18 protein-coding genes are annotated in these 15,409 nt (G+C 48.4%); 15 read left to right on the forward strand and 3 right to left on the reverse strand.

What is annotated here, in order from left to right; genetic code table 11:
- The 3 genes from IKW96_RS05585 to IKW96_RS05595 all read left to right on the forward strand — a co-directional run.
- Window positions 1-295, forward strand: a 295-nt coding sequence (locus tag IKW96_RS05585) for a GDP-mannose 4,6-dehydratase (RefSeq protein ID WP_296571431.1), incomplete at its 5' end; no start/stop codon positions are given.
- Window positions 296-458: 163 nt separating this feature from the next.
- Window positions 459-1,013 carry a sigma-70 family RNA polymerase sigma factor gene (locus IKW96_RS05590; RefSeq protein WP_296571434.1) on the forward strand — a complete coding sequence of 185 codons (555 nt, stop codon included), beginning with the start codon at window positions 459-461 and terminating at the stop codon, window positions 1,011-1,013.
- A complete protein-coding gene (locus tag IKW96_RS05595) occupies window positions 1,006-2,325 on the forward strand; it encodes a hypothetical protein (protein ID WP_296571437.1) in 1,320 nt (439 codons plus the stop codon). Before IKW96_RS05590 ends, IKW96_RS05595 begins: the two co-directional genes overlap by 8 nt.
- A gap of 35 nt (window positions 2,326-2,360) precedes the next feature.
- Here IKW96_RS05595 and IKW96_RS05600 read toward each other — a convergent pair whose 3' ends face one another.
- The gene (locus IKW96_RS05600; RefSeq protein WP_296571440.1) at window positions 2,361-3,455 is read right to left on the reverse strand and encodes a TraB/GumN family protein; all 1,095 of its coding nucleotides are present in this window, start codon (window positions 3,453-3,455) and stop codon (window positions 2,361-2,363) included.
- A 229-nt stretch (window positions 3,456-3,684) separates the two neighbouring features.
- On the opposite strand from IKW96_RS05600, the gene IKW96_RS05605 reads away from it, so the two are divergent.
- The 8 genes from IKW96_RS05605 to IKW96_RS05640 all read left to right on the forward strand — a co-directional run bounded on the left by IKW96_RS05605 (window position 3,685) and on the right by IKW96_RS05640 (window position 9,454).
- Window positions 3,685-3,954, forward strand: a complete 270-nt coding sequence (locus IKW96_RS05605; protein ID WP_296571443.1) for an acylphosphatase — start codon at window positions 3,685-3,687, stop codon at window positions 3,952-3,954.
- Window positions 3,955-4,151: 197 nt separating this feature from the next.
- Window positions 4,152-4,577 (forward strand): 6-carboxytetrahydropterin synthase QueD, encoded by a 426-nt coding sequence (gene queD / locus IKW96_RS05610; protein ID WP_296571446.1) that lies wholly within the window; start codon window positions 4,152-4,154, stop codon window positions 4,575-4,577.
- Window positions 4,574-5,236, forward strand: coding sequence for a putative 7-carboxy-7-deazaguanine synthase QueE (gene queE / locus IKW96_RS05615; RefSeq protein WP_296571449.1), 663 nt, complete (start codon window positions 4,574-4,576; stop codon window positions 5,234-5,236). The genes queD and queE overlap by 4 nt, the downstream gene beginning before the upstream one ends.
- Window positions 5,237-5,247: 11 nt before the next feature.
- The gene (folE, locus tag IKW96_RS05620; RefSeq protein WP_296571455.1) at window positions 5,248-5,799 is read left to right on the forward strand and encodes a GTP cyclohydrolase I FolE; all 552 of its coding nucleotides are present in this window, start codon (window positions 5,248-5,250) and stop codon (window positions 5,797-5,799) included.
- Between the two features lie 13 nt (window positions 5,800-5,812).
- The gene (gene queC, locus IKW96_RS05625) at window positions 5,813-6,502 is read left to right on the forward strand and encodes a 7-cyano-7-deazaguanine synthase QueC (RefSeq protein ID WP_296571458.1); all 690 of its coding nucleotides are present in this window, start codon (window positions 5,813-5,815) and stop codon (window positions 6,500-6,502) included.
- Entirely contained in the window at window positions 6,499-7,002 is a 504-nt protein-coding gene (queF, locus tag IKW96_RS05630; RefSeq protein ID WP_367112943.1) for a preQ(1) synthase, read from the forward strand. Before queC ends, queF begins: the two co-directional genes overlap by 4 nt.
- A 375-nt stretch (window positions 7,003-7,377) precedes the next feature.
- Window positions 7,378-8,436, forward strand: coding sequence for an alpha/beta fold hydrolase (locus IKW96_RS05635; protein ID WP_296571464.1), 1,059 nt, complete (start codon window positions 7,378-7,380; stop codon window positions 8,434-8,436).
- 136 nt (window positions 8,437-8,572) lie between these two features.
- Window positions 8,573-9,454: a DegV family protein gene (locus IKW96_RS05640; protein ID WP_296571466.1), complete on the forward strand. Its 882-nt coding sequence runs from the start codon at window positions 8,573-8,575 to the stop codon at window positions 9,452-9,454.
- Between the two features lie 87 nt (window positions 9,455-9,541).
- On the opposite strand, the gene IKW96_RS05645 is transcribed toward IKW96_RS05640, so the two are convergent.
- Both IKW96_RS05645 and IKW96_RS05650 read right to left on the reverse strand, forming a co-directional pair.
- Complete coding sequence (locus IKW96_RS05645) at window positions 9,542-10,468, reverse strand: SufD family Fe-S cluster assembly protein (RefSeq protein ID WP_296571468.1); 927 nt, start codon at window positions 10,466-10,468, stop codon at window positions 9,542-9,544.
- A 13-nt stretch (window positions 10,469-10,481) separates the two neighbouring features.
- Entirely contained in the window at window positions 10,482-11,210 is a 729-nt protein-coding gene (locus IKW96_RS05650) for an ABC transporter ATP-binding protein (protein ID WP_296571473.1), read from the reverse strand.
- 317 nt (window positions 11,211-11,527) lie between these two features.
- On the opposite strand from IKW96_RS05650, the gene IKW96_RS05655 reads away from it, so the two are divergent.
- The 4 genes from IKW96_RS05655 (at window position 11,528) to trpD (ending at window position 15,409) form a co-directional block, all read left to right on the forward strand.
- Window positions 11,528-11,911: a VOC family protein gene (locus IKW96_RS05655; RefSeq protein ID WP_296571476.1), complete on the forward strand. Its 384-nt coding sequence runs from the start codon at window positions 11,528-11,530 to the stop codon at window positions 11,909-11,911.
- Between the two features lie 431 nt (window positions 11,912-12,342).
- Complete coding sequence (trpE, locus tag IKW96_RS05660; protein WP_296571479.1) at window positions 12,343-13,809, forward strand: anthranilate synthase component I; 1,467 nt, start codon at window positions 12,343-12,345, stop codon at window positions 13,807-13,809.
- Complete coding sequence (locus tag IKW96_RS05665) at window positions 13,806-14,372, forward strand: aminodeoxychorismate/anthranilate synthase component II (protein WP_296571482.1); 567 nt, start codon at window positions 13,806-13,808, stop codon at window positions 14,370-14,372. The genes trpE and IKW96_RS05665 overlap by 4 nt, the downstream gene beginning before the upstream one ends.
- Before the next feature lie 17 nt (window positions 14,373-14,389).
- Window positions 14,390-15,409, forward strand: a complete 1,020-nt coding sequence (gene trpD / locus IKW96_RS05670; RefSeq protein ID WP_296571485.1) for an anthranilate phosphoribosyltransferase — start codon at window positions 14,390-14,392, stop codon at window positions 15,407-15,409.

Genomic DNA, 15,409 nt, shown 5'->3' on the forward strand with positions numbered 1-15,409 from the left:
CGGTCACAATGAGATGAAGAACATCGACATCGTTAAGCTCATCTGCAAGGAGCTTGGCAAGCCCGAGAGCCTTATCACACACGTTGAGGACAGAAAGGGCCACGATATGCGCTATGCTATCGATCCCACAAAGATACACAACGAGCTCGGCTGGCTGCCTGAGACAAAGTTCGCAGACGGTATTAAGAAGACTATCAAGTGGTATCTCGAGAACCGTGAGTGGTGGGAGACTATCATCAGCGGCGAGTATCAGAACTACTACGAGAAAATGTACGGAAACCGCGCACAGGTCTGAAAACTGAATAAAAACAACGTCCCCCGTTCCTGTTTATGACAGTCGGGGGATATTTGTTATTGAACTGCGGAAAAAAATTCTGGCGGAAGTGAAATATTTCACTGAAAAAATCGACTATATAGACAAGAGGAACTCAATACCTCATGAAAGGAGGGTTTCCCGAATGAATGATGCATCAATTATGGAAATGTTCCGGAAAAGAGATGAAAACGCGCTGAAAGAGCTGAAAAGCAAGTACGACGGACTTTGCTGCTATATTGCGGGAAATATCCTGTACAGGCGTGAGGATATCGAGGAATGTGTAAATTCTGCATACTATGACATATGGAACAAGATACCGCCCGAGGAGCCCAATGACCTGAAGACCTACCTCTGCCGCATTGTCAGGAACAAGGCTATAGACCGCCTGAAATACAACACGGCACAGAAGCGCAGCTCGGATTACGAGGTTTCTCTTGACGAGCTTTCGGAGTGCATACCCGACAGGCGAGGCGACGATATCTCTGCGGAAAAGCTGGCAGGGATAATCAGCAGCTTTCTGCGTACTCAGAAGGAGCTTCACAGGAAAGTCTTCGTCAGGCGCTACTGGTACGGCGACAGTATCTCAAAGATAGCGGAATTTTACGACATTAACGAGAAAACAGTCGCTACCTATCTTTTTCGGACAAGGAAAAAGCTGAAAGAATACTTGAAGAAAGAGGGTTATGATTATGGATAAAAAGAAATTTTTTGAAGCTGTCAGCATGATCGACGACGACCTTATAAAGGAAGCCGAGATCAGCCTCGCAAAGCTTGCCAAAGCCGATCACAAGGGCGCTGACGACGATATGACCGTATCCGGAGTCGAGATCTACAGCAATAAGATAAAGTGGCGAAGGATAGCTGCAACGGCTGCTGTACTGGTGCTTGCGGTGGGCTTCGGAGCGGCAGGATACAACGTATTCAAGCACCGCACTCCAATTGTAAAGGAAGAGACAGAGCTTTCAACTGAGGGCAGCACTGAGGCTGTCACAGCTGAGGCGGCAACAAAGGAAAGTAACGATAAAAAGGAAGAAGCCGTCACGACTTCAAAGGCTGAGGAAAATAAAGAGAAAAGCATGGTGACTTCCGCGGCTGAGGAGAAAAAAGGCGCTGAGAAGCCAACAAGCGCTGCCGATAACGGTGAAAAGCCCGTACAGGCAACAGAAACGGCGGTTCAGCAGGCAGCCCCCCCCTCAAAAACAGAGAAGCCAAAGACTACAGTGAAAACCACTTCAAAAACTACCGCAAAAGTTACAACAAAGGAAACTACCAAGCGCACAGAGCCTGTTACTACGACGACAAAGCCTGTGATCACAGAGAAAATGGACGTATTCGCCCGTCTTAACGAGCTGACCTATTCTCCCGAGACCTGTGACGGACTTCCGCAGTATTGTCTGAACGCTCCCGGAGATACGGAGGTTTTCGCCTTTAATTTCAGCGAGAAATGGGTATGGAGGAACAGTTCGACAAGCAATCCTGTATTGGAGGAAGCTGACCTGCCCGATGATATCATAGAGTATCTCAGGGCGCATGGCGAGGAGATTGGTATGTATATTGCACAATACAGCACTCCGATACCGTGGCAGCGCTACGATTTCAATGCTCAGTATATCCGTGCCCACTATTTTGGCGATGATTATACATCTTTCCCGAAGAGAAAGGTCATAACCAGCCGTGCGGAGCTTGACAGCTATATTGAGCAGAACAAGGGAACATTTACCCTTGACAATGGTCAGGGAAGCAGTGTAAGCTTCATTGACGCAACAGCAAAATATGACGATAACTGGTTCAACAGCCACAAGCTCATTATTGCGGTTCTTCGGGAGAGCAGCGGCTCTATAGGACATGAAGTCGTGCAGGTAGGCGGCCTGAATATTACCATAAAGCGCATTGTACCTCAGGTCGGTACAGATGATATGGCTTACTGGCATATCCTTATCGAGGTAGACAAGGATAAATATGTAAACAGCGATTTTCAGATCTGCACATATGATGAAAAACAATATTAAAAAGCAAGAAGGCAAGCGGAATGCTTGCCTTCTTTTTATGCTATCTTTTCAACCTTGTATCCCATACCTTCGAGGAGGTTGTCAACTCCGACGTCCTCGGAGTAGTGGAGAGCGCCTACCATGAAGAGGCAGTTCTTTCCTTCCTTGAGGAGCTCGGAAGCCTTGTCAGCCATTTCCTTGTTGCGGTCGTTGAGCATTGTCTTCTTGTACTCTGCGTAATCGTCCTTGAGGTCCTCGGGGATATCGTCAACGTCCATGTCGGAATCGAAGAGTATATCGCCGCTGCCCTTTGCCCATGCTTCGTAGATATCAGAGATATCCTCTGCGTACTCATCGATGTTGTCCATATCGTCAAGGCAGTCGCTGAGAACGTAATCGGCAAGCTCGTCGGAATAAGCCGAAAGAGCGCCTATCTGTGTATCAAGGGTCTCGATATTGATAACTTCCTTGTTATCATTCTTTGCAAGCCCGATAAAGTACTCGTCCGTGCCCGAAGTCTGAAGATTTTCAAGTCTGAGGAGCATTATCGAATTGAGCTGATTGATGAAGAAGCCTGTGTTGTACTGGTCTAACATAGCGTTGTAGCCGCCCATGGATTCAAAATAATCAGTGAGCTTCTTGTAGGTCTCCTCAGAGATATGATCGGTTATCTTTGAACCGTCATTGTAAATGAAGCCCTGCTGGAACTTAGTAAAGGCAGCTGCGTCCGACATAAGAGAAACGGTGTCGTACTCAACGGCGATAGCCTCGCAGTTTTTGTAGATATCCATTAATTCCTCGGGGTAATCTTTTGCAGCCTCGGGAACAATGTGCATAGTTCCGAGAAGATAGAGGGAATTGCCGCTTTCGGGATCGGTGACCTTCCAGAGCGGAGGATTGATATCCGTAGTCTTGATGAAGTCGTTTATGTCGGCTGTTGTACCGAACATATTTGCAGGTATCTCATCCTCGGAAGCCTCGTCCGAAGCATTTTCCGAAGGATCGGCAGCTGTAGTTTCCGCAGCTGTTTCAGTTGTGGTCTCCTTTGCGGTATCCTTGTCCGAAGCTGTTTCCTTCCTGCCGCTGCATGAAGCAGCTGTAAGAACCATAGCGAAAGCCATGATAAGAGCAGCAGTTCTTTTTATTTTCATTTTATTCTGTCCTTTCATTACAAAATATAAACTATTATACTACCGAAAGCGGAGTATGTCAATGAATGAGAATGATGATTATATAAATCAGCCTGTATTTTACGGATTTGTTTCAATAATTCGTGAAAAAAGCGGATAAAAGCCTTGACCTTTGTGAATTAAGGGTATATAATTAAAGAAACAGTATTATTTCAGCTCGTTACGGGCGGTTTGTTTTTTGAGGTATGATATGGAAAAGATACGCAGGCATTTTATTTTTTACGGTTATGTACAGGGAGTCGGCTTCCGCTGGAGAGCCTCTCATACAGCACAGAGATTCGGCATTACAGGCTGGGTGCGCAATCTTGACGACGGCTCTGTGGAAATGGAAGCTGAGGGCACTGAGAACGATATAAACGATCTTATCGACGTGCTGAAGGGCCATTTATGGGGAAGTATAGACGATATGATCTCCGAGCATATCCCCGTGCAGGGAGACCATGTATTTGAAATAGTATAAGTATCTGTGAAATGGCTTGACAAAGTCGCTCACAGATGATATAATAACTTTCGAGCGTTGCTCCGACAGTTCGTTTGCGCCATCCTGTCGTTAATAAAAACCAGGGCATCCATATACCGCAGCTCATGCTGACGGTATAGTTCGTTGTGTAAGGATGCATCTGCTGCGGCAGGTGCTTTTTTATTTGGAGTGATCATATGTACAGATTAAAGACTTCATCGGCATTCGACAGCGCTCATTTTCTCGCAGGCTATGAGGGAAAGTGCGCCAATATCCACGGACACCGCTGGAAAATAGAAGCAGAATTTTCGGGAGACGGACTGGTCAGCAGCGGTACGAAGCGCGGTATGCTCATTGATTTCGGCGATATAAAGAGCGCAGTCCGCGCCCTTGCGGACAGCTTCGACCATGCACTCATATATGAGGAGGATTCCCTCAGAGCTGAGACAGTTTCCGCTCTCAATGCCGAGAATTTTAAGCTCATAGCTGTGAAATTCCGTCCGACTGCCGAGAATTTCGCGGAGTACTTCTACAATGAGCTAAAAGAGCAGGGACTTCCCGTCAGCAGCGTGGCTGTGTATGAAACGCCCGAAAACTGCGCGGTATATGAGGAAAAGACATGAGATATCCTGTAGTTGAAAAGTTCGTCAGCATTAACGGCGAGGGACAGCGTGCAGGAGAGCTCGCGGTGTTTATACGTTTCAGGGGCTGCAACCTGAAATGCAGCTACTGCGATACAAGATGGGCTAACGCTGCCGACGCGGAGGCGGAGCTCATGAGCGCTGAGGAAATAGCAGAATATGTGGCTTCAACTGGCGTGAGGAACGTTACTCTCACAGGCGGAGAGCCCCTTCTGCAGCCTGAGCTGAACGTTCTCACCGATATTCTCATAAGCTCGGGAAACACCGTCGAGATAGAGACAAATGGCAGCATTTCCGCTGCGGAGCTTGCGGCAGGTAAGTACCGCCCATTTTTCACATTCGATTACAAGCTTCCCGACAGCGGCATGGAAGCTCATATGCTTACTGAAAACTACTGTCTCCTTACGCAAAACGATACCGTAAAGTTCGTTTCGGGAAGTATCAGCGACCTGAGAAGGGCTGCGGAGATAATAAAGGAGTTCGGCCTTGTAAGTAAGTGCAGGGTGTATATAAGCCCTGTGTTCGGCAGGATAGAACCGGCGGAAATAGTGGATTTCATGGCGTCGGAGCGCCTTAACGGTGTAAGGCTGCAGCTGCAGCTGCATAAATTCATTTGGGATCCCTGCAAGCGCGGAGTATGAAAGGAGAAAACATGGATACAAAAGCGATAGAAATGCATATAAGAGGTATTCTTGAAGCTATCGGCGAGGACCCCGAGCGTGAGGGACTTCGCGAAACTCCGCAGCGTGTCGCACGCATGATGGAGGAGGTCTTCGAGGGCATAGCTTATACCAATCACGATATAGCGCAGATGTTCGGCAAGACCTTTGAAGCCTCGGACGATACGGCAGTCGTCATGAAGGATATCACGGTTTTCAGCTACTGCGAGCACCACATGGCGCTCATGTACGATATGACGGTAGACGTAGCATATATACCGAAGGGAAGAGTCCTCGGGCTCAGCAAGATAGCGAGGATATGCGACATGGCTGCAAAGCGGCTCCAGCTCCAGGAAAAGCTGGGCAGCGATATCGCGGAGATAATCGCCGAGGCTTCGGGTTCGCCTGATGTGGGAGTTGTCATAAAGGGCTGCCACAGCTGCATGACTGCCCGCGGCATCAGGAACGCTTCTGCAAAGACCGTTACGAAAACATGGCGCGGAGAGTTCAGAAACGACCCCGAGCTGAGAAATTTACTGAACTGATAAGGAGATAAATATGAAAGCACTGGTTTTGTTCAGCGGCGGTGTTGACAGCACCACCTGTCTCGGCATAGCCGTTGATAAATACGGAGCAGACGAGGTACTTGCCCTGTCCGTTTATTACGGTCAGAAGCACAGCAAGGAGCTTGAAGCTGCGGAAAAAATAGCCGCTCACTACGGAGTACAGCTCAAAAAGCTTGACCTTGCGCTGATATTTGCGGATTCTGACTGCTCACTGCTGAAAGGCTCGACACATGAGATACCGAAGGAGTCCTACGCGGAGCAGCTCAGCGAAACGGACGGAGCTCCCGTATCCACATATGTTCCGTTCAGGAACGGGCTTTTCCTGTCATCGGCTGCGAGCATAGCTCTTTCCAACGGCTGCGAGGTCATATACTACGGAGCCCACAGCGACGACGCTGCCGGAAACGCCTATCCCGATTGCAGCAGCGACTTCAACGAAGCAATAAACCGCGCGATATACCTGGGAAGCGGCTGTGCGCTGAGAGTTGAGGCACCATTTATCGGTCTCACAAAGGCTCAGGTAGTAAAAAAAGGGCTGGAACTGAACGTGCCCTATGAGCTCACATGGAGCTGTTACGAGGGCGGAGACAAGCCCTGCGGAAAATGTGGTACCTGTATCGACAGAGCAGCTGCATTTGCGGCAAACGGCGCAGCAGATCCTGCGCTTGCGAAAGGAGTATGACAATGACAGGCAGAAATGAAAGCGAAAAGGGAAGCATATCTCTCCTCGGCAATAATAAGACCACCTATTCTGCGGATTACGACCCGTCCGTGCTTGAGACCTTCCCCAACAAGCACCCTGACAACGATTATTTCGTGAAGTTCAACTGTCCCGAGTTCACCAGCCTTTGCCCTATCACGGGACAGCCTGACTTTGCAACGATATACATTTCCTATATCCCTGCCGAAAAAATGGTTGAGAGCAAGTCGCTGAAGCTTTATCTTTTCAGCTTCCGCAACCACGGCGACTTCCACGAGGACTGCGTGAATATCATCATGAAGGACCTCATAAAGCTCATGGAGCCTAAGTATATCGAGGTATGGGGAAAGTTTCTCCCGCGCGGCGGCATTTCCATAGACCCCTACTGCAATTACGGCATTGCAGGCACAAAGTGGGAGCAGCTCGCATGGGACAGGCTCGCACATCACGATATGTACCCCGAAACTGTCAATAACAGGTAGTTTGGGGTATAGTCTATGAATACAACGAAAGAGCAGCCCATGCGGACTGCTCTTTTTTCCTGTTCTCTATAGACAGGTTTTGTTACCAAATCGCTGTTATCGCCGAAGATTATCTCATTGCAGATTATATGAAAAAGCGGGTTTTCGGGCTGTGAGAGCTTCACGATAATTATTTGCAGTACAAATGACCCTCTGTATTTTTATTGCAGCATATCTTTTTCCATTTTCAAGCTATACTGTCAGGCGTTGAAAAAAATATAAATTTTTTTGTAGTGATTGTCAATTAAAAATGGCATAGCTTTAAATATTGTTTACAAATGACTGTATTGAAAATACAAAAAATAAATGCTATAATAAAAAAACAGGGGGGATATTATGAAAAAAGCACTGAAAATAACAGGTATAGTATTTTTGATACTGCTGATAATATCGTTTATTATAGGCTATTTCATCACATCAGGCGAAATGAAGAAGAACTTCGGGCGAGGGGACTACCCCGACCCGAAACTGACGCTTACATGGTTCTACGACCACTACGAAAAGGATTATCCCCGCGAAGAGGTGAGCTTCAGATCGGGCGATAACACGCTGAAAGGCTACCTTTACGGCATGGACAACAAAAAGGGACTCATTGTATTTGCACACGGTATCGGAAGCGGTCACGAGTTCTATCTCAGTCTTATAACCAATCTTGTTGACCGCGGCTGGAGCGTTTTTGCCTACGACTGCACGGGAAGCGGCTACAGCGAGGGCGAGGGTACAAGAGGACTTGCACAGTCGGTCATCGACCTTGACAACGCTCTTGATTTCGCAGAAAGCGACAGCCGCACAAAGGATATGGAAAAGTTTGTGGCAGGCCACAGCTGGGGCGGCTATGCGGCGGCAGCTGTGTTGAACTTTGACCACGACGTAAAGGCAAGCGTTACAATGTCGGGCTACAATACGCCTTTTGCGGAGCTCGCCGAGACCTGCGACAACAGCTACGGAATGGCAGGGAAGCTCCTTTATCCGCTGATATGGATGTACAACAAGGTGGAGTTCGGAAAAAACTCCTCTTTATCGGCAGTTGACGGCATAAACAAGTCTGGGATACCCGTACTGGTGATACACGGCGAGAACGACGAGGTCATCAGGTATGACGGAGCTTCCATAATAGCGCAGAGAGACAGGATAACCAATCCAAAAGCGGAGTTCCGCACTATGTCAGACGAGGGCAGGAGCGGACACAGCTCCATATTCAGCACAGCGGAATATGCTGAGTACAAGAAGAATGTCTATATCCCGCGGGCAAACGAGCTGAACGAGAAATATAACAATGATGTTCCCTATGATGAGCGTGTAAAGTTCGTTGAGTCCATTGACCGTGATCTGTACAACGCCACTAATCCCGATATAATCGACCTTATAGACGAATTCTTTGAAAAAGCGGCATAATACTGCCGGGGCTGCGGATATTCCGCAGCCTTTTCTGTTGCATACTGCTTTCTATTGACAAAAAAGTTATAAAATGATATAATCGACCTATGGGAAAACGGCTCGCTTCGGCGGGCGATCTGAAACGAGGAATTATATGAAAACGGCAGTAATGACTGATACAAACAGCGGTATTACTTTGGAAGAGGGCAACAGGCACGGCATATACGTGCTTCCCATGCCTGTAATGATAGACGGAAAGGACTACATGGAGGAGCTTACGCTTACCCATGAGGAGCTGTATAAGGCGCTGAACGAGGACAAGGAAATAGTATCTTCACAGCCGTCGCCCGGAGCTCTTACGGAGATGTGGGAGAAGATACTCTCCGACGGATATGACGAGCTTGTATATATCCCGATGTCAAGCGGTCTGAGCGGTTCCTGCGATACGGCTAAGGCGCTTGCCATAGATTACGGCGGAAAGGTATGCGTAGCTGACAATCATCGTATATCCATAACCCTGCTGGATTCCGTATACGACGCGAAGTACTATGCTGACAACGGCATGAGTGCCGCGGAGATAAAGGAACAGCTGGAAGAGGACGCATATCTCAACGATATATATATAACTCTGCAGACTCTCAAGCGTATCACGAAAACAGGACGTATCACCTCTGCCGGAGCAGCTATCGCAACGGTTCTGAATCTGAAGCCGATACTGAAGATACAGGGCGGAAAGCTTGACGCATACGCAAAGGCGAGGGGAATGTCGGCAGCCGAGGAAAGAATGCTGCAGGCTGTACGAAAGGACCTTGAGGAGAAATATTCGGGCATTCCGACTGAGCATATCAGTATAGGCGCGGCAGGTACAATGGAAACTCCCGAGGAGGTAGAGCGCTGGGTGAATATGGTAAAGAACGAGTTCAGCGGCTACAAGGTGACGTACCGTCCACTTGCGTGCAGTATAGCTTCTCATGTGGGAACAGGCACACAGGGCGTAGCTGTTGGAATTACGGCAAGACCATTGACAAGTGAATGATAAATAAAAGAGCGTGATAAAAATCTTTATCACGCTCTTTATTATTTGCGTATGATCCTAAGTGATGTGAGCACCGCTGCCTGCGGCTCATTTAAGGAATCCGTTTATTATCTGTTCCTCGGCTTCTGCCTCGGTAAGGCCGAGAGTCATGAGCTTTATGAGCTGTTCGCCTGCTATCTTGCCGATAGCAGCCTCATGAACGAGAGCTGCGTCGATATTATTTGCTTCAAGAGAGGGAACTGCAAGGATACGTCCGTTGTCCATAATGATAGAGTCGCACTCTGTATGACCGCTGCAGGCTGCGTTACCGATAATGCAGAGGTCGAGCTTCTGATATGAATCGTCGCGTGCTACAGAACGTGAAACCACGTCTGCGCTTGAACCGTCGCCCCTGAGGTCGACCTTGTAGATACTGCCTGCCTGCTGCTGACCGTGTGTCATGAGCCTTTCATGGACGATAAGCTTTGCATTTTCCTTGAGTTCGGCGATAGTAGTCCTTTCTGTGGAGTCAACGCCCTTTATCTGCACCATTTCCATTTCCATGGTGCTGCCCTCTTCCATGTAGACCTCGGTAACGGGATTGAGAATGCGCTTTCCGCTTCCGTCGCCTGAGCCGTAGTGCTTTTCAACGTACTTGATACGCGAGTTCTTTCCGATATAGAAACGGTGTATACCGTCGTGCTCCGAGTCCTGCGAGCCGCAGTTTTCTATGCCGCAGCCTGCAACTATGAGCACATCGCAGTCCTCTCCGATGAAGAAGTCGTTGTAAACGTTTTCCTTGATACCGCTCTGACTGAGAACTACGGGGATATGCACGCTTTCGTTCTTTGTGCCGTCCTTTATGCGGATATCAATGCCGCTGACGTCGGTTTTGGACTGTATATCAATGTTTGCGGTAGTATTTCTGCTGATAGCCTGTCCGTTCGCGCGGAGATTGTAAGCTCCCTCGGGGATATCGTGGAGATCGGCGACCTCCTGAAAAAGTCTTTTCTGAACTGCGTCCATCTGAATCATGTCTGCCGCCTCCTTACTGTATCCTGCTGCAAGCGTTCACAGCGTTTTCCGTACCTGTTATTTCGGGGAGTATGATATCCCTGCTGCCCTTCTTGACGATCTTGCCGTCGGCAATGACAACTATTTCGTCGGCGATATTGAGGATACGCTCCTGATGCGATATAACGATGATAGACCTGCCGCGGCGGTCCTTACGCATATTCTCGAAGATACGGATGAGGTTATTGAAGCTCCACAGGTCGATACCGGCCTCGGGCTCGTCAAAAAGCGCGAGTTTCACATCTCGTGCGAGAACCGTAGCTATCTCTATACGCTTGAGCTCGCCGCCAGAAAGAGAGGCGTTTATTTCACGGTCGATATAGTCCTTTGCACAGAGACCGACCTCTGAGAGGTACTCGCAGGCTTCGGAAACGGAAAGAGTCTTTCCGGCAGCTATCCTGAGAAGATCGACTACAGTCATGCCCTTGAAGCGCACAGGCTGCTGAAAAGCGAAGCCGATACCCATACGTGCGCGGTCGGTTATGCTTTTTTCGGTGATGTCCTCGCCGTCAAAGATTATCTGACCGGAATTGTTCTTGATTATGCCTGCAACGACCTTTGCGAGAGTTGACTTTCCGCCGCCGTTGGGACCTGTGATAACTACGAATTTATTGTCCTCCACCGTGAGGCTTATATCACGGAGGATACCCACGTTTTTTCCGTCGTTTTCGGCGTTGAAAACGATATTTTTCAGTTCGAGCATTTTTTACTCCCTTCGGTTCCGGTAATCAGCAATAAGTGGTCAGATTGCTGTATATGAAAGTGAGATAAATACACGGTTTACTAATTACCTTATAACATTGTTATTACATTGTCAATTATAACATGGAGACCTTTCAAAATCAACAAGGGCAAAGTTTTTGTTGCACAGAAGAAACATTGTGAAAGAGCAGAAACAACGCAGAATAGCCCAAATCATGTTAATATATACTAACGCCAATAATACATATAGGAAAACTTATGATATTGACATAACCGTGGTTTAAGGGTATAATCCTGTTATGGAAAGGAGCTTATGCCATGAAGATAGAACACATAGCAATGTACGTAAACGACCTTGAAGCTGCCCGTGATTTCTTCGTGAAGTATCTCGGCGGCAGTTCAAACGGCGGCTATCACAACGGAAAAACAGGTTTCCGCTCGTATTTTATCAGCTTTGATGACGGTTCGCGGCTGGAAATAATGAACCGTCCAGGTATGGACGATATGCGGAAGTCCGCGGCAAGGACCGGCTATGTGCATATAGCTTTTAGCCTCGGCAGCGCAGAACGTGTTGACGAGCTGACGGAAAAGCTAAGGAAAGACGGCTATGAGGTCATAAGCGGACCGCGGACAACAGGTGACGGTTACTATGAGAGCTGCATTTCCGCCTTCGAGGGGAACATAATTGAGCTGACAATATGACAAACGGCTGTATTTCGGTACTGAAGTTTCTGCCCGAAAAAATCCCGAAAAAATTTTCAAAAACTACTTGACAAGTAAGATTTACGGTGATATAATAACAACAAGTTAAACCGTTGAAGCGGAGATAAAGTTAATTATGCTTCCACAGAGAGCCCGCGTTGCTGAGAGTCGGGTGAAAAACAGATTAGCAAATGGACCGCCGAGGGTGCAGTCAAATGATCGGTGAAATGACGTTCCGTCATTGTCGGTCAGAGTATTCTGCAACGTTAGGATGTGCGTTAATCATCAGGGATATGACAGTATCCTGTTAAGCGCACGGCAAAGCCGTGAATCAAGGTGGTACCGCGGATAAGATTATTCGTCCTTGACAGATCATAATTGGTCTGTCAGGGACTTTTTTGTTATCCTGACAGGCTGCGGAGGTGCTTTACATGAATTTTTTACCCGAATTTGACACAGTCAGACGCTACGCAGAAAGCGGAAAGTACGACATTCTCCCTGTAAGCTGTGAGATACTGTCGGATATCTGCACTCCTATCGAAGCCATAATGAAGCTGAAAAGCATTTCGACTCACTGCTATATGCTGGAGTCTGTGGCTGAAAAGGAGAAATGGGGACGCTACACGTTCCTGGGCTACGACCCTAAGCTGCAGATAACTGCGGCAGGCAGCGAGCTGACCATAGGCGACGTAAAAATGACATCAGACGATCCGTCAGTACAGATAAGACAGATCCTTTCAAATTACAGAAGTCCCAAATTCGACTATCTTCCAACTTTCACAGGCGGACTTGCAGGCTACTTTTCCTATGATTTCCTCGCATACAGCGAAAAAACGCTTCGTACCGATGTGAAGGATACCGAGAACTTCAAGGACGTGGACCTCATGCTTTTCGACAAGGTCATAGCCTTTGACAACTTCCGTCAGAAGCTCATACTCATTGCGAATATGAGACTTGAGGAGGGAGAGGCAGGCTATAACAAGGCAAAAATGGAGCTTCAGCAAATGGCGGAGCTCCTCAGGAACGGAACTGCACGGCGCGAACCTGCGGGACACCTGAAAAGCGAAGTTACAGCCCTTTTCAGCAAGGAGGAGTACTGCGGAATGGTCGAAAAGGCAAAGCGCCATATCCGCGAGGGAGATATCTTCCAGATAGTCCTTTCAAACCGTCTCTCCGCAGATTATGAGGGCAGTCTGCTGAATACCTACCGCGTACTGAGAACTATCAATCCTTCCCCGTATATGTTCTATTTTTCGGGTACGGACGTGGAGATCGCAGGAGCTTCTCCCGAAACTCTCGTAAAGCTTGAGGACGGAGTCCTACACACTTTCCCCCTCGCAGGAACACGCCCCAGAGGCAAGACGGAAAAAGAGGACAAGGAGCTTGAAGAAGGACTGCTCCGTGACGAAAAGGAGCTTGCAGAGCATAATATGCTGGTCGATCTCGGAAGAAACGACCTCGGCAAGATAAGCAGGTTTGGCACTGTGGAGGTAGAAAAGCTTCACAGTATTGAGCGCTATTCCCACGTAATGCACATCGGCTCAACTGTACGCGGCGAGATAAGGGAGGAATTTGACGGACTTGACGCAGTGAGCGCAGTTCTCCCTGCAGGCACTCTTTCGGGGGCTCCGAAGATACGCGCCTGCCAGCTCATAGCCGAGCTCGAGGACAACAAGCGCGGAATCTACGGCGGAGCGATCGGCTACATAGACTTTACGGGAAACCTCGATACCTGTATCGCTATCCGCATAGCCTACAAGAAAAACGGAAAGGTATTCGTAAGGAGCGGCGCAGGAATAGTTGCTGACTCGGTTCCCGAAAAGGAATATCAGGAGTGCATAAACAAGGCCGCTGCGGTAGTAAACGCACTCAAGCTTGCAGAGGAGGAAGAGATATGATACTTCTCATTGATAATTATGACAGCTTTTCATATAACCTATATCAGATGATAGGCGCTATAGAGCCCGATATAAAGGTGATACGCAATGACGAGATGACTGTGGGGCAGATAGAAGAACTTGCTCCCGACAGGATCATTCTTTCCCCGGGACCGGGACGCCCCGAGGACGCAGGAATAATAATCGAAGCTGCAAAGACGGTATGCCGTAAGATACCGACCCTCGGCGTATGCCTCGGACATCAGGCTATATGTGCGGCATACGGAGCTACAGTTACCTACGCAAAGCAGCTAATGCACGGTAAGCAGTCCGTTATAAGCTTCATGAATGACAGTCCGCTTTTCAGAGGCATAGACGAGGGAGCTCCTGTGGCGAGGTATCATTCCCTTGCAGCGGACGCAGCTACCATTCCCGACTGCTTCAATGTGACGGCAGTTGCGGACGACGGAGAGATAATGGCGGTCCAGCATAAGGAATACCCCATATTCGGCGTACAGTTCCACCCCGAGTCGATAATGACTCCCGACGGACACATAATGCTGAGAAATTTCATAGAAATGTAAATCAAGGAGTTGTTATTATGATAAAAGAAGCGATCGAAAAGATAGTAAACAAGGAAGACCTCACCTATGACGAGGCATACAAGGTAATTTCGGAGATAATGTCCGGTGAGACTACTCCCACTCAGAATGCGGCTTTTCTCTCGGCTCTTTCCACAAAGAGCACAAAGGCTGAAACGATAGACGAGATAACAGGCTGTGCGGCAGCAATGCGCGACGCAGCTGTAAAGTTCGAGAACGACATGGATCTCCTCGAAATAGTTGGAACAGGCGGCGACAATGCTCACAGCTTCAATATTTCCACCACCTCCGCATTCGTTATTGCAGCTTCGGGCGTTAAGGTCTCAAAGCACGGAAACCGCGCTGCTTCTTCACTTTCGGGAACTGCCGACTGCCTTGAGGCTCTCGGGGCAAATATCGACCTTGACCCCGATAAGTGCAGACAGCTTCTTGAAAACGTGGGCTTCTGCTTCTTCTTTGCCCAGAAGTATCACACTTCCATGAAGTATGTAGGTCCTATCCGCAAGGAGCTTGGTTTCCGCACGGTGTTCAATATTCTCGGACCCCTTACCAATCCTGCCTGCCCTAAGCATCATCTGCTCGGAGTTTACGACAGCGTTCTCCTTGAGCCTGTTGCGGAAGTTCTCATGAAGCTGGGTTCAAAGAACGGCATGGTAGTTTTCGGCAAGGATAAGCTGGACGAGATATCGCTGAGCGCTCCCACAGCAGTATGCGAGTACAGGGACGGCTGGATGAAGAACTATGAGATAACTCCCGAGCAGTTCGGCTTTGAGCGCTGCACAAAGGACGACCTCAAGGGCGGCACTCCTGAGGAGAATGCGGCTATAACACGCGGCATACTTGACGGCAGCATAAAGGGACACAAGAGAAACGCAGTCCTCCTCAACGCAGGCGCTGCTATATATATCGGCGGCAAGGCTGAGACTATGGCTGACGGTATCAGAAAGGCTGAGGAGCTCATAGACAACGGCTCTGCCCTTGCAGTAATGGATAAATTCATTGCAGAATCAAAGAACTGA

It is taken from the genome of Ruminococcus sp., from assembly GCF_017549005.1.
GTDB lineage: Bacteria > Bacillota > Clostridia > Oscillospirales > Ruminococcaceae > Ruminococcus.